Here is a 19,127-nt window from a genome sequence, read left to right on the forward strand (position 1 = left end):
TGAGAGATCTTCTAACGTCTTCAGTATTTCTACTTTTAGAATAGGGAAAACATTGACTATGTTGCCATTTTTGACCATGCATCTGCCTTTTACGCGGGCAACCAGCGCGTATACTGAGATGACTAAAAAGGTGATGCAAGGAATTGAGCATTTAAGTCATCTGCGGGAAGAAGATATTGCCATCGGTGTGACTCCTAAGGAAACCATTTACCACGAAGATAAAATCACGTTATATCACTTTCAACCGATCGCCGAACAACCCCTGAATATTCCGGTTCTTATTGTCTATGCCCTCGTCAATCGTCCGTTTATGGTTGATTTGCAACCCGATCGATCGCTGGTCGCCAATTTACTAAAGCTGGGTTTAGATGTTTACCTCATAGACTGGGGCTACCCTACTCGGGCCGATCGTTGGCTAACGCTGGATGATTACATCAACGGCTACATCAACCGCTGCGTGGACTGCATTCGCCAACGGCTGAATTCAGATGCCATTAACCTGCTCGGAATTTGTCAGGGTGGAACTTTCAGCCTGTGCTATTGCGCCATCTATCCGCAAAAGGTGAAAAACCTGATCGTGATGGTTGCTCCGGTCGATTTTCAAGTTCCTAACGCGCTTCTAAATATGCAGGGGGGCTGTACGCTCGGGGCAGAGGCTTTGGACATCGATTTAATGGTAGATGCATTGGGCAACATTCCCGGTGATTTTCTCAACCTTGAATTTTTGATGCTGAAGCCGTGGCAACTCGGTGTTCAGAAATATTTGGACTTCATCGACATCATGGACAGCGAAGAAAAACTGATCAACTTTCTGCGAATGGAAAAGTGGATCTTTGACAGTCCCGATCAGGCAGGGGAAGCCTATCGTCAGTTTCTCAAGGATTTCTATCAGGGGAATAAGTTGATTAAAGGGGAAGTGAGGATTGGCGATAAGCCAGTTCACCTGAGCCATATCCGTATGCCTGTACTGAACCTGTATGCTGAAAAAGATCACTTGGTCATGCCAGCATCTTCTTTAGCTCTAGAACAGTATGTTGGCACAGCAGATTACACGGTGCGATCGTTTCCCGTGGGGCATATTGGTATGTATGTCAGCAGCCGGGTACAACAAATCTTACCTCCGGTGATTGGAGATTGGCTGAAAGCGCGTGTTGAAGCGTGAATATCGAAGCGTCAGGCAGGGAATTTCCCATTGCTGAGACGAGTCATTGCAATGGGAAACCCCTGTCAAGAGAACTTAACTCGCCGTTGGAACTTGCTGCACCGTCTTCTTCACCAGTTGAAAATAGCTATTCCAAAACTGCTTTTGAGCTTCCACCGTCATCCGAAGGGCAGCCTGCTGAGTTTCCAACGCAGAGCCAATCAGTGCCTGTTGAAAATTCAGTGCTTTATCAACACTGTCGGAAAAATTCATTGAAACATTGGTATCAGGGATGCTCTTGAGCCATGTATTCAGTACTTCCTGCTGCGACTCGGTTAACTGTTTCTGATAATCTTCCCAAAGTTTGGCGAACTCTTTTTGGGTTGCATCGAATTGCGCCTGGGAATCGGTAAAAAAGCTGCTAGTGACCATAAAATACTACCTCAAATATACTTGCAGATTACTAGGATTAACTTGCTGACTCAAACCTCTCCAACCTCAAACCTGTCTAACCTCAGAAACCTTCCATCACTGACAAAACGCTCCTCAGGGTGACATAAGGCTCCCTAAGATTCCAGGAGTGTGGAAGGGATCTGGTTGACCGACAAATCCTTTTGGTAGGTTGGGTTGGACAGCGTGAAACCCAACACCCGTCTATATTTCGTTGAGTTACGCTATCGCTAACCCAACCTACTACAGAATCATTGTTTCAGGAGTTTTGTCAGTCAATCAGGGAAGTGACTCAATCACCCTTGTTTAATTGGTTAGCTTCACCAAACCATTTTCGAGAAATTTCTGCATAGGTTCCATTTCCCTTTAGGCTTAGAATAGCGTAATTAATGAGTTTGTGGTAGGGGCTATCGTTTAGCAACCCGATCGGATAAAACTGCTCTTAAATGGGGCTACACCGATTTTCCCTTAGAATTAATACACCGCTCCACACTGTTTGACCACAATCATGACTGAACTATGCATCAGCAAGGGACTTTAGGGAACAAGTGGGCTAGCCCGATCGGCCTCTGCCTCACCCTGTTTATGCTGTCGTACACCATCGGAGTCGTGCAACCGATTATGCCGCCCATGGTACGGGAGTTTAACTCTAGCGTGGGCTATGTGCAGTCTGCCCTGGTGCTGATGTCTTTGGTGACGGCATCCTTCACTCCCACCGCAGAGAACCTCAGCCGTCGTCTGGGGCGTAAGCTAACCTTTGGCATGGCCCTGATCTTGTTTGCATTGGGTTTAGGTCTGATCATCATTAGCCCTGACATTGGTACTTTTACCTTTGGGCTGGCAGGGATGACTGGGCTAGCCTCAGCCGTATTAGTCAGTACGCCGGTAGCCTTGATCGATCATCTCTATGCGGATGAAGTGTCTCGCAAGTATGGTCTCGTGGCGTTAGCGATCGCGGGTGTCATGGGTAGTCTGGTTGGCTCTATTTTAGGCGGACTGCTGGCCTTCGAGTTAAGCTGGCGTTGGGCCTTTGCCTTTGAGCTATTGTTAATTCCAGCCATCTGGCTGCTGGTTCGCCAAACTCCAGTTCCTATGACCCCGCCAACCTTACCGCTCGACTGGGTAGGCGGACTATTATCATTAGCAGGATTTGGCTTCACCCTGGCGGCCTGAGTTTAGCCTCAGATCTGGGCTGGTGGCAACCCAAAGGCGATCCCCAAAGGCTAGACTTTGTGCTGGCTCCCTTCGGGATTTCCATCGTACCCATCCTGATTGCTTCTGGCTTAATTTGCCTGGGATTACTGATATTCTGGGAGCGGCAGCGATCGCACCGTGGAATGGTTTCGCTGTTGCGATTGGGTGTGTTTAGCCGTCGAGTTTATACGATCGGTTTAGTCATAGGCACCCTACACACGATGATTAATGCTGGGGTGCAGTTTAACCTGTTTCAATTCATTCCGCCCGTCGTTGGGTTAAACTCCTTCAGAACGGCACTTACGGTGATGCCCCTCACCATTGCCCAACTCATTGTTTTGGTGTTGCTGGTTAAACGACGACCCCAGTTTCCCCCGCGATCGTTGCTCCAGCTCGGTCTAGTGGCGAAGAGTGTGGGAATTGCGATGCTGTTTGCCGCTATAGGAAATATCACTTCCCCTTTAAGCTTGATGCCCTCTCTCGTGGTGATGGGCATTGGCACTGGGCTGTTTGTAACCTACATTACCTCCCTTGCCTTTTCGGATACTGTGGAGGAGGAAAAAGCAGAAGCCAGGGGGGTCTACCGTCCATTTCAAAATTTGGGAGCATCCCTGGGGCGTGGCATTTTAGGGACTTTGCTCGTGAGTCTGGCCTCGCTGAGAATCGTAGACGGGATTATTGCTGAACTCGGACAGTCGGTTGCCCCAGAGGTGCGTCGCAATGCGATTCGATCGCTACAAGTTGCAATTCAAACCCTCCGACGCGATGAACGTCGAACCCTCTTTGCTGACCTGCCCGAACGCATACAGCCGACCCTCACCACAATTTTCCAAACCTCAGCAATAGATGCGATGCAAAACACCTTGCTGATTATTTTGGCCCTGTGCCTGTTGTGCTTAGGGCTATCGTTTTTATTGCCCAAAACGGTGAAAAAACTGGAGGCTCCGATCGAGTGAAGTTTGACCTGCCATGCTCAAGGCTAAACCATGTGTTCTGAACGATCAATCTGCTGGGTCAGGACTGCACCACTTCCCGAAAAAACACCGGGGCATTTTGCCACCGTTTGTAAGCGCGATAACGATGAAACAGTTCACGTTCTGTAAAAAAGAACAGAGAGACTGCCTCCCAAAGAAACACCCACCCGCCGATAAACAAGGCTTCCGCCATGAGCGAGAGAAAATCCCGCTCTCCATATTGCTCTGAGAAAACCGAGCCAAACCACAGAAACGCAAAACCAAGGATAATACAGCGCAGGATTTGAAGATTCGTCTTACCGATCTCTCTTTTCAGCAGGTATCTTTTAAAGGCAAAGCTATTCTTCAGACCACTTTGCACTTCTGCTTCCAACTTTTCATCCCGTCTACCTGGAGGAATGGTAAAACATAATTCAACCGGATGACGCAGCGGAATTTCTTCGGAACTGCCTTCTAAATAAAGCTGGAGATCGGGGTCAATGTCTCGTCGTTTAAAGGGAGCGGGATCCCATTCGTTGAAAATATCTGAGTATTGATCGAGGGCAATCTCGATCATGTAAAATCCTGTAGATTGATCGATCGAGTAGATTTCATTAAATAGTTTGTCCTGTTTCATTGTTTCTTTAATGATAGAGGATGAAAGCTGCACACATCAGATACATTCTTCCTGTCGATCGCAAACAAAAACTCATCTGCGATCGCTGAAAAATATTGCTCACGGCGAGTCAGATGGTGCAGCGACTGGGGTTCCTTGCTGCTGAATCACTCGTCCAGGGCTAATAAATGAAATGCCCTGATTTCCAGTTGTTGCAATCATCAGTGCTTCAATTACCGGTTCGGTCACTGTGGTTGCCGCAACCCATTCCACAATAAAATTGGCCCCAATGCCACCACTGGTATCTTCAGCCTCCACTAAATAATCGACAGAGGCTAAGGCGGGAAGTTCGATCGGCCTCTCTAAAGCGTTTCTGACGAGTTCCCCCTGGCTATCGTAGTAGCGTACAGCAGTGAGAATTAGAGAGTTTTCCAGATCCGTATTACGAAAGCTCAATGTTGCAGACAGTTGCATGACCGGGTTATTCACATTACGCTGATAAACGTGAGAATACACCGGCACATAGACCATTTGTCCTGTGACAATTGTTTCTGTCTCCACGACCACCGTGTTGAACTGATCTTCCATGCGCAGTGGAGTATCTGAAGCAGTTGGTTGGCAGGAATAAGTCACCACACCGATCGCCGATATCAGCAAAAAGCGATACAAACGCAACATAAACCAAAAAGTGACTGCCTACAGCAGAGTGCTAGAGAAGATGATTTTCAATCATTCTAAATCCTTTCCCCCCTAAAGTGTCTCAAACAAGGGCTGGAGGTCAAACACATGGTAGCCCCAGGCAGGTAAATCGAAGTACAAACCAGAAACTAAACTGTCCCCCGATCGTTCATAACCGATCGGATTCATTAAATCCTTCAGATAATACATTTTGCCTGTGAAATCGTTATCCGGCAGCGTGACGTAGCACTGGCTTTGATGGGGTGCATAGTTGACGATCGCCAGCAATTTTTCTCCTGCTGTATCTTCCCAGGCAAAGCTGATGAAATGTTTCCATGTTTCGTTGTCCTCCGATGCAGGGGCGCAGTGCAGCAATTGCCAGCTTCCCCGTCGCAAAACCGGCAACCGCAAACAGTCCAGCAGTTGTTGATAAAAGGTGTAGAGTTCTGGATCGATCGGTTCAGATGGGCCGCGCTGAAGATGCACTGAAATTTTGTGCTGAAATCCTTCTAGCTGTCCCTGATGCAAAAACCGTAACCCTGGACTGAGAAAAGACAGAATGGCGGCGGCTTGATGGACATCGGGTGAAAAGGCGTTGGCTGCACGCGCTTCATCGTGATTTTCCAGGAAACGAACAGATTGACTTTGATAATTCAAATCCGCCCAAAAGTGTTCACGGACTGGTTCAGCTTGCTGTTCCCGCAGGCGATCGTACAGCCGTTTGTCGTAGGTATAATCGAACCCCTGCTGTTGCAGCGTCCATTCCATATCCCAGTAAACTTCTGCCATAAAGACAAAATCAGGCTGCTGATACTGCACCTTTTGAATTGCGGATTGCCAGAAAGGTTCGATCGAAATGCCCCAGGTATGTTGGAAGATCTCCGGCAGAATCAGCATCGCCATATCACACCGCAGTCCATCACAGAGTTGAGCAATAGACTGCAATTCATTCAGCATCGCGGTTTGCAAAGTGGGGTTCCCGTAATTCAGTTGCAGGGTGTCGGGCCAGCCTGCAAAGTAGGGATCGCGTCCGTGGGCAAAGATATACTCACCCTCATATTCTCCAGATAGAGCCATCCGGCAATAGTTTTGCGGTTCTCGCTCTAACCATTCCTCGGTTCCCTGCACAAAAAAATCAGGATCAGATTGCACCCAGGCATGATCGGGAGCCATATGGTTTGGGACAAAGTCCAGCATCAGTTTTAAGTCACGCTGACGCAACCGATCGCGCAACCGTTCGATCGCTGCATTCCCTCCCAGGCGATCGCTCACGGTATAGTCTTTGATCGCAAAACAGGAACCATACACATCATCATCACTGAAGTCTGCCAGGAGTAGGCGATATTCTATCAGCCAATCCGGGTTCGATAGGGAAACCATGCGTCCTGCCTCTCCCGTCTGCCAAACTCCCAGGAAATACACCCAGTCAAAGCCAAGAGTGGCAATTTCATCCAGAGCCGCATCGGGAATATCATCCAGCGTTGCCGGACGGTTCAACTGTTTGGATAGCATTGCTGTCCAGACGCGAGTATTGACCTGATAGAGTAGAGGATGGGTGAGTGTTGACATGGGTTAGATTGGCGAACCTACGTTAACTTCGTTCCTTGAACAGGATAATCAATACCGCAAAATTAACGCAATGTGTTGATGGGCAGATAGTGTTCATCATCCACCAGGCTCACTTTCCCTCCCTTAGCCAACACCAGCTCAATGACTTCATCCACGGCATCATCCATTACCTCTACGCCACCAGGCTGATCCACTAGCTCTAGCTTGCCGCGATCGGTAATGATCGCAGGCACATGATAGTTTTTTTCTACCAACAGCCGTTTTCCTCGTCCTTCGTGGGCTAACCGCCACGCTTCCCCGATCGTCGAAACGAACTTCTGGGCACTGATGGCATTCTCTAAAATCTTGTAGAGCTTCCGCTCGCTGTGCCTCTCGCAGCGATTCGACGATCGGCCACACTTGGGGCGAAAGTTCGTGAACGGCTGCACGGTCAAAATTACCTGTTAAGGTTCCAGCAATCGTCGATTTGGATTCAGACACTTCTTGAAAGAAAGCAATTTGCCAATCGACTCCTCCCACAACCAATGGCAATTCTTCTTTGTTATCAGGTGATGTCCGATGAGTGGATAACAAATTGAAAGGGCAGGCACTTGGGTTAAAGATTGCAATTCATTAAGGTCTTGTCGTTAATTGGGGCGAGTAATCATTATGGTTTCCACCCAATTAACGACTTAAACTCTTCTGCCTATAGAAGTTCTGAAGTTCTGAAGTTCTGAAGTTCTAATGTTCTAATGTTCTAATGTTCTAATGTTGATCAGACGATCGTGAGAGCGATCGATCGCATCTCCAATCAGGAGGCATCCTCAGTAGATCTAAAATGGGTTCGTTTCACAGGGATCCCTGGGGTTGATCCCCCTAAATCCCCCTTAAAAAGGGGGACTTCAACCCCTCTTCGGCTCGGTTCCCCCTTTTCAAGGGGGCTAGGGGGGATCTAAACAAGGTTTGTGATCTACTGATCCTGGATAATGCCCCCTGTCACTTATCAAGTGCCATTAAGCGTACTTTGCCAGCTCAGCCGCACTCCCCTTTAGAACAGTTTCCTTCGTGAAGTAGCCCAATGCCTGAATGATGCGGGCCACGCAGCCCGTCCACCCCGTTTGATGGCTGGCTCCGATGCCTGCCCCATTATCCCCGTGAAAATATTCATAGAACAGGATGAGATCGCGCCAGTGGGGATCCGTCTGAAACTTTTCAGCCGACCCATACAGGGGACGACGGCCCAATTCATCCTTAAGGAAAATACTGACAATGCGCTCACTGATACATTCCGTTACCTGATACAGCGTCAGATGGTTGCCAGACCCCGTTGGGTATTCAATGGTAAAAGAATCGCCATAGTAACAGTAAAATTGCAGCAACCCGCGTATCAGCAAAAGATTCATTGGCATCCAGATCGGCCCCCGCCAGTTAGAATTACCGCCAAACATGCCAGAGGTTGAATCTCCCGGTACATATCCCACCTTGTACTCCTGTCCTGCATGGTAGAAAGAGTAGGGATGCTCCAGGTGACAGCGCGATAGCGAACGAATGCCGTAATCGCTGAGAAACTCAGATTCATCCAGCATCCGAGAAAGAATGCGGCGGAGCTTATCCTGATTCAAAATCGACAGCATCAAGCGTCCTTGCACTCCAGGCTGTGAAGCCAGATGAATATTACTGGTTAATTCGGAATGCCGCGTAATGAACTTTTCGGCTTCTTCCCGGAAGCGCGGTAACTTCTCAAAGGCTTCCTGGGGAAAAGTTGCCACTGCCATCAGCGACAATAAACCTACCAGCGATCGCACCTTTAACCGATTAGACTTTCCGTCTGGCAGGCGCAGCACATCGTAGAAAAATCCATCTTCTTCATCCCACAATTCGTCCTGGTGATCACCGATGCGATCCATCGCCCCAGCAATCCACATCGTATGTTCAAAGAACTTGATGGCAAAGTCTTCGTAGAGCGGATCGTGCAGAGCTAGCTCGATCGCAATCTGAAACATCTGCTCGCTGAAAAACACCATCCAGGCTGTACCGTCTGCCTGTTCTAAATGACCGCCCGTGGGTAAATCTGCACTGCGATCGAATACGCCGATGTTATCCAGCCCCAGAAATCCCCCTTGAAATAAGTTATTACCGCCCTCATCCTTGCGATTCACCCACCAGGTAAAGTTAATCAGCAATTTAGAAAAAGCGTATTTGAGAAATTCAATGTCTCCCACTCCCTCGTTGATGACGCGATCGCGGGTATAGATCTCCCAGGTTGCCCAGGCGTGAACGGGCGGATTAACATCCCCAAAATTCCATTCATAGGCGGGAATCTGACCATTGGGATGCAGATAATCTTCTTGCAGCATCAGCATTAACTGACCTTTAGCAAAATCGGGATCAATCATGCTAATGGGAATTACATGGAACGCCAAATCCCATGCAGCATACCAGGGATATTCCCACTTGTCTGGCATGGAGACAATATCATCGTTGGCCATGTGAAACCAATCGCTGTTGCGTATATGCTTGCGCTCAAAGGTAGGGCCCAGGGATTAATACCGCGTTCCCGCAGCCACAGATCAACATCGTAGTAGAAGTATTGTTTTGTCCACATCATTCCCGCCAACGCCTGCCGCATCACATTGGCGCGATCGGCATCTGCCAGCACAGAGGGCGGAATCACAGTTGCATAAAATTCATCTGCTTCCTTGATCCGAGTTGCAAAGACTTGATCAAAATCAGCAAATACCTCGCTGAGCTGAACCGGAGATTTTTTGCTGAGGCGTAGACGGATCACTTTCGTTTCGCCAGCCTCCACCATCAGTTCGTAATGGGGAGCTACCTTGGTTCCCACATTGTAAGGGTTAACGGCATCCTGTTGTCCGTTGACAATGTAGTTGTTGATACCATCTTTGACGTAAGGAGTGTCGTTCGCTGTGCCAAACAAGCGTTCATGATTCGTTTCATTTTCTGTGAACAGCAGAGGCACAACACCATCGCAATAGAAATAACCTTCAGTGATATGCTGCTTCAATAAATCATTTGTAATCTGAGCATGAACTACGCTATTTCCGCTTCCTTCGTACTTCGTCAGTACTGGTCTAGAACCCGTATCTAACCAAGACCAGGTGTTACGAAACCAGAGGGTGGGTAATACGTGGAGTGGAGCTGCTTCAGGGCCTCGGTTGGCAATGCTGATTTTAATTAAAATATCCTCAGCATCGGCCTTAGCGTATTCCACAAACACATCAAAGTAGCGATCGTCGTCAAAGATGCCCGTGTCCAGTAGTTCGTACTCCAACTCATAGCGATTGCGGTTACGGTTCGTCTCCACCAGGTCATTGTAGGGAAATTCCGCCTGCGGATATTTGTAGAGATACTTCATGTAGGAATGGGTGGGCGTGCTGTCGAGGTAAAAGTAATACTCCTTGACATCCTCACCATGATTCCCCTGACTGTTGGTTAAGCCAAACAACCGCTCTTTTAAAATCGGATCATTGCCATTCCAGAGTGCTAGCGCAAAGCAAAGCAAATTATGGTCATCGGTAATGCCGCCCAACCCATCTTCACCCCAACGGTAGGCCCGCGATCGGGCATGGTCATGGGGAAAATAATCCCAGGCATTGCCGTCTGAACTGTAATCTTCCCGCACCGTGCCCCACTGCCGCTCGCTGAGATACGGTCCCCACTTGTGCCAATTTGCTTCGCCCGTCCGAATTTGTTCCAGCCGTTGCCTTTCCGCCGTCATAGATGCCTCACCATTTTGTGTGTTAATTGGAGTACTTAATGGCTAATGTTTAATCTGAGACACAACCTATTCTCTCCGCGCGTCACTCATTGCGCGTGAGATAGTTACTAATTGTCTGGGGCAGCATAATCATCCAAAACCCCGTGACGATAAAACTCATTCCCGTAAAAAAGCCTAGCAGCCAGATTGCGTTGAAGGGCCAGCGATTCAAAATCAAGATTCCTAAAATCAGTGCAACGATGCCGCTAAACAACATCCAGCCCCAGTTCGGATCAGGACGCACTTTAAAGGCCGTGATAATTTCAAGAATTCCTTGAGCCACAATGACCCACCCCAAAGCCAAGGTTAGGGTGAGCGTGGCTCCAAAAATGTTACTGAGTAACAAACCTGCAACAGCAATGTAGAGAATGCCGACCAGCAACTTTAACCAAAAGCCGCGTTGTCGCCAGGCTTGGATGGCATAAACCGTGCGGACAATCCCTGCAAATAACAATATCCAGGTGAGGATGCGGGCAACGGCGATCGAACTCAAGAGGGGGTTTAGCAGTGCGGCAAGTCCCAACAAAATCATCAAAATGCCTAATGCAATCAACCAACCGAAGCTTCGTTTGACATCATCCGTCACTTGTTCGTTCATGCAGCTTCTCCAAACAGGATGGATTAGATGGTTACAGGACAACTTGGTTAAACGGCGATCGCTGGTTCAATCCCGAAACTTTTCCCCGCAAGCAAGACTTTGTTTCCAGCCATTTCTATGCTGAACCGTTTTCCAGATCTATAAATCTATCTGATCCTAAAACTCTCAAGCATCCGAAGCAGGAACCTGCCATCAGCCTGACTTGACAGTATCTTTAACCCAGTAAAATTTCCAGATGTTGTTATGTTCTTTTAAAAACTCAGACTGCTGACTCAGCATTGATTTAAGCGGACAAAACCTGCTTTTTAGCGTAGAACAAAAAAATATGAAACTGATATGAAGGAAATTTAGCCCTGAAAATAGGCAGTCACGAGGAGGAATCTCGCCTAACTTCCTTGGTTGCCACCTTGTCAAAGATCAACGTCCTAACCAGCTCTAACTCTTCAGCGGTCACTTTATCGTTGGGTTGCACTGCCGCCCAAATCCTGTCCTGCTCGGCTCCACTTGTGACACCATCTGCCCTGGCCGACCCAACAAGGGTATGGAGTCTTTCAAGTTCTTTCTCCGCAGCAGATAATTCCTCGTGGTTTGGATGTAAGCTTTCCATAAAACTTTCCTACCTTCTGACAACTGCTTCTGCCGTAATAAGCTGGCGTTTTCCGCGTGGATGGAGGCAAACTAATCGATCTTTATTGTTTTTTAATTCAATCAATTTTTACCTTGGAATTCCTACGCCTACTCAAAACCTGCTCATTCATTCCGCCATTAACTTTATTTCATGAGGAATACATTCACAGGAATATGTATTTCTCCTCTGATTATGCGCCTGAAGAGATTTAAATCCGCAATCTTAGAGGCATTTAATTTGGATTTTCCCATTCAAATAACGTTCATGGAAGAGTAAATTTAGAGCGGCAGAGATTGTGACGCTGTATAGACTCCGTTCAGTTTAAATCAAGATTATATGAAAACGATATGGGCGCATCCCATTTATGCAAATCTTTCACGGCGCAGGATCTTGCCTGCCCGTGAAAGATTTGCCCTGCAACGCATTATTTTCCTTAACTTGACACCAATGGCATCTGGCTCGCCCAGTCCACTCAGCAAAACGATCGCCCAGATATTTGAGTGCTGTTCGAGTGCAATGGTTTATCGAGTGCCATCCAGGCTGGTACGAGCCGCAGCCGCCAAAACAACCGTTGCAATACCGCTAAACAGCAGCCCAATTCCAACTAAAAGTCCCAGTACCCAAATTGCGCTAAATGGCCACTGTGACCAGATCAGAATGCCTAAAATGATCATCAAAATACCGTTAAACAGAACCCAACCCCAATTAGCCGATGGCTTAAGCTGGAATGCCATCACCACTCGAAAAATGCCATCAATAAAGAAGTAAATTCCAATAATCAACGTTAAAGAAGCTACGCCGGCCAGGGGATCTGCAATCAGCAAAATTCCTGCAATGATGGCAAGGACGCTGAGGAGCAGTTTGAGTGCAAAAGAATTTCCGGGTCGGTTGTGGCGAAAGGCATAAACCGCTTGAATAATACCGCCAATGACCAGCAGCCAGCCAAAAAATATTCCCGTTGCCAGGGAGGCAAAGAATGGAGCTGCGATCGCAATTATACCTAAGACGATCAGTAAAATACCTAGAACGATCGACCAGACCGTGCCTTCTTTCAGAGTTCTTCGCGTTTCAGATTCCATTAATATTCTCCACCGTTAAAAACCTTCCGTGCGGTACTGGCTGACTTTGAGTGATCAACGCCAGTTACTTCAGTTCAGTTTGATGACTGGTATTCACGCATCAGCCTTCCTCAGTTCCGTACCCACTGCACTCAAACAATGGGGTGCATTGAGGAACAATTTAGACCTGCCAATCCCTGCCTGTGAACAGGTAATGGTTTAAAGGGCAATCCCAACCCCTAGGGCAATCAGTACAAACATAATCAGGGCGATCGCCAGGAAAATGCCAAACAACACGAAGGCAATCGTCGATGCACCTCGCGCCACTCCACTAAATCCTAATGCTCCAGCAATGATTGCAATGACTAGGGCGATGATTGACCAGGTTAGTAAATCCATCGCTGTAACCTCTGTATCAATATGTTGAAAAATAACGTGAATAGCGTTTTTCTTCTTCGCACTAAAGATATAGCTTGCGTCTTAAGACATACTTCTCAACAATTCACCCGCGCATTCAGAACTTGTTTGCTCTGCATACCCCCTGAACCTGACAGCATCCATCACAATGTGTCAGGGATTGACCTGCAACCCCAAGGAATACAAATTACATAAAATCGAAAATTTAATCTCCAGAAGGGGCACACTGCTGTGCGCCCGTACAGAAAAAATCGGAGTTATTTAATTTGCGATCCTAAGCCTCATGAACCGAGTCATGGGCCATTTGGGTAAGCATTGCCTGGGCACTCCGTTCCGGTTCCCCATCCTTCGGATGACGTTGAATGTAGGAGCCATCAGGCTGAAGCTCCCACGCCTGACGATTATCCGACAGCATAACGCTCAGGATTTCCTGTAAATCCTTAGACAAATTTGGATCTTCAACGGGGGTCACCGCCTCGACCCGGCGATCGAGGTTACGCGGCATCCAGTCTGCACTGCCAATGTAAACTTCTTCCTTGCCGTCATTTTGGAAGTAAAAGATCCGCGAATGCTCCAGGTATCGCCCCACAATGCTGATCACCCGAATATTCTCGCTAACTCCCTTCACCCCCGGACGCAAGCAGCAGATTCCTCGCACAATCAGGTCAACCTGCACCCCGGACTGGGAAGCCTCATACAGGGATGCAATAATTTGTTGATCCACCAGGGAGTTCATCTTGGCAATGATCCGACCCAGTTTGCCGTTTTTACAGTGGTCAATTTCTCGGTGAATCATCGACACCATCCGCTCCCGCAGGCTAACGGGAGCCACCAACAACTTACGATACGATCGCTGTTGCGAGTAGCCCGTCAGGAAATTAAATAAATCTGTCAGATCAGCACCCAACTCTTCCCGACAACTGAGTAGCCCCAGGTCAGTATAGAGCTTGGCAGTTTTGGGATTGTAGTTCCCTGTGCCAACGTGAACATAGCGGCGGATTTCGTCGCCTTCCTGCCGCACGACCAACACAATCTTGGTGTGGGTTTTTAATCCCACCAGCCCATACACCACATGCACCCCCGATTCTTCCAGCTTGCGGGCCCAGCTAATGTTGTTTTCTTCATCAAATCGCGCCTTTAGCTCCACCAATGCAGCCACCTGCTTGCCATTTTCTGCGGCATTGATCAGCGCGTTGACGATCGGCGAGTCTCCCGAAGTTCGATACAGGGTCATCTTAATCGCCTGCACCTTGGGATCGATCGCTGCCTGGGTAATGAAGAGTTCTACCGAACTGGAAAAAGACTCGTAGGGATGGTGAAACAGCAAATCGTGCTGGCGAATTACTGAGAAAATGTCGTTACTATCATCCAGTATGGCTCCATCTTTCATTAAGTGATTCACTGGCTGAAGTCGAGGCGGAACCACCGACGACCACGATGGATCCTTTAACTGGGGCAGGGGTAAGCTCATGAAGGACATTAAATCCTTTAGCCCCATCAAACCATCCACCTCGTAAACATCATCCTCCGAGAGATCCAACTCCTGTACCAGCCGTTCTCGCACCGACTTTGGCATGGAGGAATGAATTTCCATCCTGACTGCCAAACCAGCAAAATGCCGCTTCCGCAGTTCCTGTTGAATCGCCAGCAGCAAATCATCCGCCTCATCTTCTTCCACTTCCAGGTCGGCATCGCGGGTCAGGCGAAACAGAGAATATTCCTGAATGCTCATTCCCGGAAACAGCATTTCCAGGTTGTGGGCAATGACCTGTTCCAGGGGAACCCCTGTCCATACCGTCGGCTGGCCCGTGTGGTGCTGCAACTCTTCCGGCAGCGGAATAAAGCGAGGTAAGTTACTGGTTGGCACTTTGACCCGGGCAAATTTCTCCTCTGCGTTGGCCGAAGCCTTTACCACCACTGCCAGATTCAGGCTGAGGTTAGACATATGGGGAAACGGATGGCTGGGATCGACTGCCAGAGGAGTCAGAATTGGAAAAATCCGCTTTTCAAAATATTGCTGAAGATAGAGCCGTTGTTCCTGGTTCAGGTCAATGTAGTTGAGCAAGTGAATGCCGTTATCAGCCAGTTCTGGGCGAAGCACCTGTTCAAAATGTTCGTGCTGTTCCACCACCATTGGGCGGAGGAGTTTGCTAATGTCCTTCAACTGCCGCTGGGGCGATCGGCCATCAGGAGTCAGGGAGGTGACATTGGCATCCACCTGATCCATCAACACGGCCACCCGTACCATAAAAAACTCATCCAGGTTAGAGCTAAAAATCCCCATGAATTTGAGGCGTTCCAGCAAAGGAGTCCGGGAATCAAGGGCTTCACTCAAAACCCGGCGATTGAACTCCAGCCAGCTTAGTTCTCGGTTGAGGTAATACTTGGCATCAGTGAGGTTGATCTCGGATGGGGTCTTAGTTGGTTCTTTAGTTCTGGCCATAGCGATCGGCAGAGAAGGGCTTCATACAGCACCGGTCAAGTGATTTACAAATAGTGCCAAATTTACTGAGAAATAGTAAAGTACCCTGGAATACACTCAGGGAAACAATACTAGCGGCAGAAGGGCTTCACTCGATAAACCTGATCTTAATTGTGGCATTCTCTACGAATCTCGGCATAACTTATATTGAAGCATCGCTGCCATTATTCCGTAACCGCCAGGCCATTTCGAGCAACCGCACCCATCGCTTATGCACTTGTTTAGGGGTACATTTCAATTGCTTGGCAATGTCCTGATCATCCATATGTTGTTGTTTAAGTCGCAGCAGTTGCTGTTGTTCTGGTGAAAGCTGTTCGACAAAGGCTTCCCACTGTTGATTGGGCAACCCCAGGTTTTGGTCTAAGTCTGCACCGAGCCACTGATGAACCAACTGCCACTGATGCGATCGAGAGAATTTTTCAACATGGTACTTAAATCGCTGTTGCAGATAGTCTCTTTGCCGGGCAGAAAGTCCCAGAATTTCATCAATTTCCGGAGCGGACAGATCTTGCAACTTCAGGGTCAGGTAATCCACGCAGTCCGTCTGCCCCTGAGACTCCAGGTATTCCATCAGTTCCGTTACAATCCGATCGCGCACGACAGAATCAGCCGGGTCGATCGCATCGGCAACCATTTGCTCACGGACTTGCTGCACCACCGGAGAACGGCTGTGAATTTCTGCTTCTTCCCCCTTCGCGGAATCCATCGCCAATTCCATATCTAAAGAAGTTTCAGGCGGTTGGCGGTTGGCAAAGCCTTGGGCCCGCAGGACGATGAGCTGCTGGCTACGCTGCCCTCTGATACTAATCCGCCGCTTGGCATAATGTTCGGTGAATGCCATATATTCAGCCAGTTCTAACCGCGTTTTGGGGGAATAGTCCTCCGCTAGCTGATGCTCTCGCCGAAAGGCCCTAAGGGCTTCAATGTAAAAACCCTGCAAGAAATCCTCGACCAGGTTATAGCGAGCATTAAATCCCAGTTGGGCCCGTCCGGGCGCAATATGACGATAAACCATCGTACTGAGGTGGCTATGCAGGTCAACCCGTCCTTGCCGGGAACCCAACTTATGATAATGCAGGCATTTTTGCAGGCGATGCCGTCCTAAATTTTGTTTCCAGGATTGAATTTCTCCAGAGGCTTGAATGCGATCGCTTTTGGCACAAATTCGTTCTACCTCTGCAGTAATCCGAGCTAAGACCCCATACATGCGATTAGAGGCAGGTGGGAGTTCTGAATGAAACTCAGCCAGTAAAAATTGCGTCAATTCTACAGAGTCAGGGCGGGAGTCAGGGCGACTGGACTCGTTGATCGGTTCCAGGGGGCTAGGCAATTTTGAGGATTCTAAGTTCATGGCGCGTCTAGGGTGATGCACAACATTGGTAGAGAGGCTTGGCAGAGTGTTTTGAGAGTAACTCATACTTGCAAGAGGGGCTGAGTGAACAGATGAATTTTGGAGCTGGGAAAAAGCTTCTCAGGTCATCTAGTTTCTTTAGAACCCAAATCTAAGCAAGTTGTTTCTGTTCTGCTCTATACTCTGCCTACAAGATGGTTCGGGTTTCCTACGGTAATCCCTGACTTGGGGTAGGTCACTTTCTCAGGTGGTTTCCTGAGCCAGGCAAAAAGGCTTGTTAGACTCATCGATTCAAAGCTTTTCCTCTAGACAGCAAATCCAGAGCTGGAGAGACATTGCGGCGATCGTAAATTTTTTTTGCCAAAACAGCTCCCCTGCTGTCAGTAGACAGTTCTGAATCTGGTTAGCGAATCACTGGGTTAGCTCCTTTTCAAGGACGATCGGACAAGCTCTTTTTCCCAAGCTTATCCGCTAAACTGCCACAAGTCACAGCATTGCTCTCACTGATCGGCAAAATGCTCCACAGCCGATCGGGGTGATTACAGTAGGAGCGATCGAAACAGTAAAACAGCACGCAGGACTTTCTCCCCGTGCTGCTTGTAATGATTCACCTGTTCACAGTTCGGCTTCTTTGACTGGGCGAGTAAGACTTCGGCTTGAGCTCAGTCGAAACGCTGCCCACCCCACAAGAATTTTAGGAGTTCTGCTTCTTTAACTGGGTGGGCAAGATGCCCACCCCACAAGAATTTTAGGTTATTAAATTCGCATTCCTAGCGAACGGTGAGAAGATAGCGACCCCGTCCAGATGAATCGTAGGCATTGGCAATCACCCGATAGGTTCCCGTCAAGGGCAGGGTAATGGTCAACGCTGAATTCAAGGTGCTGGGAGATGCATCATCATTTTCACCAATCACCTGATTGTTGGGATCGAGCAAGATGAGATAGGTATCAAATTCGCTACTTTCCAGGGTGATCGTCACCGTTTGTCCTGCGGTGCCCTGAAACGTGTGTTCTTCGTACAGCGAACCATCCTGGAGGGTGCGAGAGTTCTGTCCTAACAGTCCCTCCATCCGCAACAGCGGTTCACTGCTCCGAGCGGCTGACGTTGCTGCTGCCAGTTCCAGCCGATAGTCCCCCGTTTCTCCAGGTGCGAAGGAGTTAGCCAGGATAATGTATACGCCATCATCGGGGAGGGTGACCGATAGACGAGAGTTGGGCACGCCATTCTGACCATCCTGCGCCAGGGGGGTACCACTGGGAGTGAGCAAGATGAGATAGGGGTTAAAGGTGCTGCTCTGCATATCAATCACCACCTGCTGCCCCGATCGCCCCTCAAAAATATAGGCGTTATAGAAACTGTTATCTGCCGGCAGAATGCTGCTGCGGTTATCCAGACGACCCTCCACCCGAGTATTGAGGGCCAGGGTTTCAACCCCTCGACTTCCCGCAATCAAAGGTGATTCCCGCTGGGCTGTTTGCGGGGCGGAACCTTGGTTGACCGAGGTCAGGAAGGGCTGAATTTGTTCGACGGGAATCGCAAAGCCAATGCCGATGTTCCCCGTCGTCCCTCTGGGCGCGTAGATCGAGGTATTGACCCCGATCAATTCTCCATCGCGGTTCAGGAGTGGGCCCCCCGAATTACCCGGGTTAATGGAAGCATCGGTTTGGATCAGTCCTTGATCTCGATCGATCCGACTGACAATCCCCTGAGTAATGGACCCCTGGAACCGTCCAAACGGATTGCCGATCGCAAACACCTGCTGTCCCGGACGCACCGATCCGGCGCTGGCGAAACGAACCGTCGGGAAGTTATTTCTTCCACCTCGAATTCGCACCACCGCTAAATCTAGTCCTGCCTGGCCATAGCCGATCACATCTCCGGTGTACTGCGTCCCATCCTCCAGGATCACAGCCACCGTTCGGGCTTCACCAATCACATGGGCGTTGGTCAACACCAGTCCATCAGAGGTAACAATGCTGCCGCTTCCAGAGTTATTGTCCGTTTCGATGGATACCACCGCAGGACTGACCCTTTCATAGACTGACTCTGCATCCTGGGCATAGGCTTGTTGAGTCCTGGGCGACTCCAGCGGCGCAATACTCAACAGGTCAATGGGTAGGGCCGCGTTCAGCAAGTTGATCCCTAGCGCAGTCCCTACGATCGCAAAGCTAGAGGAGGCTAGACGAAAAACCTTAGTATTCATAAGTTCATCATTGACGATGGGCGATCGAGTG

The 19,127-nt window shown here is 48.8% G+C and carries 15 protein-coding genes and 2 pseudogenes; 3 read left to right on the plus strand and 14 right to left on the minus strand.

Annotated features, from left to right (window positions below; translation table 11 throughout):
• Positions 1-58: 58 nt before the first annotated feature.
• A complete protein-coding gene (gene phaC, locus ACM1PF_RS05610; protein ID WP_416672987.1) occupies positions 59-1,162 on the plus strand; it encodes a class III poly(R)-hydroxyalkanoic acid synthase subunit PhaC in 1,104 nt (367 codons plus the stop codon).
• Positions 1,163-1,237: 75 nt separating this feature from the next.
• On the opposite strand, the gene ACM1PF_RS05615 is transcribed toward phaC, so the two are convergent.
• The gene (locus ACM1PF_RS05615) at positions 1,238-1,573 is read right to left on the minus strand and encodes a hypothetical protein (protein WP_416672990.1); all 336 of its coding nucleotides are present in this window, start codon (positions 1,571-1,573) and stop codon (positions 1,238-1,240) included.
• A gap of 537 nt (positions 1,574-2,110) precedes the next feature.
• Between ACM1PF_RS05615 and ACM1PF_RS05620 the strand changes: the two genes are divergently transcribed.
• Entirely contained in the window at positions 2,111-2,764 is a 654-nt protein-coding gene (locus tag ACM1PF_RS05620; protein WP_416672992.1) for an MFS transporter, read from the plus strand.
• A gap of 59 nt (positions 2,765-2,823) precedes the next feature.
• Positions 2,824-3,741: a hypothetical protein gene (locus ACM1PF_RS05625; protein WP_416672995.1), complete on the plus strand. Its 918-nt coding sequence runs from the start codon at positions 2,824-2,826 to the stop codon at positions 3,739-3,741.
• A gap of 58 nt (positions 3,742-3,799) precedes the next feature.
• Here the strand turns inward: ACM1PF_RS05625 and ACM1PF_RS05630 are convergent, their stop codons facing one another.
• The 13 genes and pseudogenes from ACM1PF_RS05630 to ACM1PF_RS05690 all read right to left on the minus strand — a co-directional run bounded on the left by ACM1PF_RS05630 (position 3,800) and on the right by ACM1PF_RS05690 (position 19,096).
• A complete protein-coding gene (locus ACM1PF_RS05630) occupies positions 3,800-4,375 on the minus strand; it encodes a hypothetical protein (RefSeq protein ID WP_416672998.1) in 576 nt (191 codons plus the stop codon).
• Positions 4,376-4,474: 99 nt separating this feature from the next.
• Positions 4,475-5,032 (minus strand): DUF3124 domain-containing protein, encoded by a 558-nt coding sequence (locus tag ACM1PF_RS05635; RefSeq protein ID WP_416673000.1) that lies wholly within the window; start codon positions 5,030-5,032, stop codon positions 4,475-4,477.
• Between the two features lie 72 nt (positions 5,033-5,104).
• Positions 5,105-6,601, minus strand: a complete 1,497-nt coding sequence (locus ACM1PF_RS05640) for an alpha-amylase family glycosyl hydrolase (protein WP_416673002.1) — start codon at positions 6,599-6,601, stop codon at positions 5,105-5,107.
• Between the two features lie 48 nt (positions 6,602-6,649).
• Positions 6,650-7,138, minus strand: a pseudogene (locus tag ACM1PF_RS05645) (hypothetical protein); the annotation flags it as partial.
• 455 nt (positions 7,139-7,593) lie between these two features.
• Positions 7,594-10,319, minus strand: a pseudogene (locus tag ACM1PF_RS05650) (MGH1-like glycoside hydrolase domain-containing protein).
• 82 nt (positions 10,320-10,401) lie between these two features.
• Positions 10,402-10,956 carry an HdeD family acid-resistance protein gene (locus ACM1PF_RS05655; protein WP_416673004.1) on the minus strand — a complete coding sequence of 185 codons (555 nt, stop codon included), beginning with the start codon at positions 10,954-10,956 and terminating at the stop codon, positions 10,402-10,404.
• A gap of 367 nt (positions 10,957-11,323) precedes the next feature.
• Entirely contained in the window at positions 11,324-11,563 is a 240-nt protein-coding gene (locus tag ACM1PF_RS05660) for a hypothetical protein (protein ID WP_416673006.1), read from the minus strand.
• A gap of 542 nt (positions 11,564-12,105) precedes the next feature.
• Positions 12,106-12,663, minus strand: a complete 558-nt coding sequence (locus ACM1PF_RS05665) for an HdeD family acid-resistance protein (protein ID WP_416673009.1) — start codon at positions 12,661-12,663, stop codon at positions 12,106-12,108.
• Positions 12,664-12,861: 198 nt separating this feature from the next.
• Positions 12,862-13,041: a DUF1328 family protein gene (locus tag ACM1PF_RS05670; protein ID WP_416673010.1), complete on the minus strand. Its 180-nt coding sequence runs from the start codon at positions 13,039-13,041 to the stop codon at positions 12,862-12,864.
• 292 nt (positions 13,042-13,333) lie between these two features.
• Complete coding sequence (gene ppk1 / locus ACM1PF_RS05675; protein WP_416673011.1) at positions 13,334-15,502, minus strand: polyphosphate kinase 1; 2,169 nt, start codon at positions 15,500-15,502, stop codon at positions 13,334-13,336.
• A 181-nt stretch (positions 15,503-15,683) separates the two neighbouring features.
• Positions 15,684-16,892 (minus strand): HetZ-related protein, encoded by a 1,209-nt coding sequence (locus tag ACM1PF_RS05680; RefSeq protein ID WP_416673013.1) that lies wholly within the window; start codon positions 16,890-16,892, stop codon positions 15,684-15,686.
• 430 nt (positions 16,893-17,322) lie between these two features.
• On the minus strand, positions 17,323-17,466 hold the full coding sequence (locus ACM1PF_RS05685) for a hypothetical protein (protein WP_416673014.1): 144 nt from the start codon (positions 17,464-17,466) through the stop codon (positions 17,323-17,325).
• 196 nt (positions 17,467-17,662) lie between these two features.
• On the minus strand, positions 17,663-19,096 hold the full coding sequence (locus tag ACM1PF_RS05690) for a trypsin-like peptidase domain-containing protein (RefSeq protein WP_416673017.1): 1,434 nt from the start codon (positions 19,094-19,096) through the stop codon (positions 17,663-17,665).
• Positions 19,097-19,127 lie beyond the last annotated feature (31 nt).

This window comes from Egbenema bharatensis FJBBOT/2019, from assembly GCF_048077055.1.
Classification (GTDB): domain Bacteria; phylum Cyanobacteriota; class Cyanobacteriia; order Elainellales; family Elainellaceae; genus Egbenema; species Egbenema bharatensis.

What these genes read in the sequence shown, in the direction of transcription:
- ACM1PF_RS05620 (WP_416672992.1), top strand. Translation starts at nt 2,111, where the DNA reads ATGCATCAGCAAGGGACTTTAGGGAACAAGTGGGCTAGCCCGATCGGC.
- ACM1PF_RS05655 (WP_416673004.1), bottom strand. Translation starts at nt 10,956, where the DNA reads ATGAACGAACAAGTGACGGATGATGTCAAACGAAGCTTCGGTTGGTTG.
- ppk1 (WP_416673011.1), bottom strand. Translation starts at nt 15,502, where the DNA reads ATGGCCAGAACTAAAGAACCAACTAAGACCCCATCCGAGATCAACCTC.
- ACM1PF_RS05690 (WP_416673017.1), bottom strand. Translation starts at nt 19,096, where the DNA reads ATGAATACTAAGGTTTTTCGTCTAGCCTCCTCTAGCTTTGCGATCGTA.
- ACM1PF_RS05635 (WP_416673000.1), bottom strand. Translation starts at nt 5,032, where the DNA reads ATGTTGCGTTTGTATCGCTTTTTGCTGATATCGGCGATCGGTGTGGTG.
- ACM1PF_RS05680 (WP_416673013.1), bottom strand. Translation starts at nt 16,892, where the DNA reads ATGAACTTAGAATCCTCAAAATTGCCTAGCCCCCTGGAACCGATCAAC.
- ACM1PF_RS05670 (WP_416673010.1), bottom strand. Translation starts at nt 13,041, where the DNA reads ATGGATTTACTAACCTGGTCAATCATCGCCCTAGTCATTGCAATCATT.
- ACM1PF_RS05665 (WP_416673009.1), bottom strand. Translation starts at nt 12,663, where the DNA reads ATGGAATCTGAAACGCGAAGAACTCTGAAAGAAGGCACGGTCTGGTCG.
- ACM1PF_RS05640 (WP_416673002.1), bottom strand. Translation starts at nt 6,601, where the DNA reads ATGTCAACACTCACCCATCCTCTACTCTATCAGGTCAATACTCGCGTC.
- ACM1PF_RS05630 (WP_416672998.1), bottom strand. Translation starts at nt 4,375, where the DNA reads ATGAAACAGGACAAACTATTTAATGAAATCTACTCGATCGATCAATCT.
- ACM1PF_RS05615 (WP_416672990.1), bottom strand. Translation starts at nt 1,573, where the DNA reads ATGGTCACTAGCAGCTTTTTTACCGATTCCCAGGCGCAATTCGATGCA.
- ACM1PF_RS05660 (WP_416673006.1), bottom strand. Translation starts at nt 11,563, where the DNA reads ATGGAAAGCTTACATCCAAACCACGAGGAATTATCTGCTGCGGAGAAA.
- phaC (WP_416672987.1), top strand. Translation starts at nt 59, where the DNA reads ATGTTGCCATTTTTGACCATGCATCTGCCTTTTACGCGGGCAACCAGC.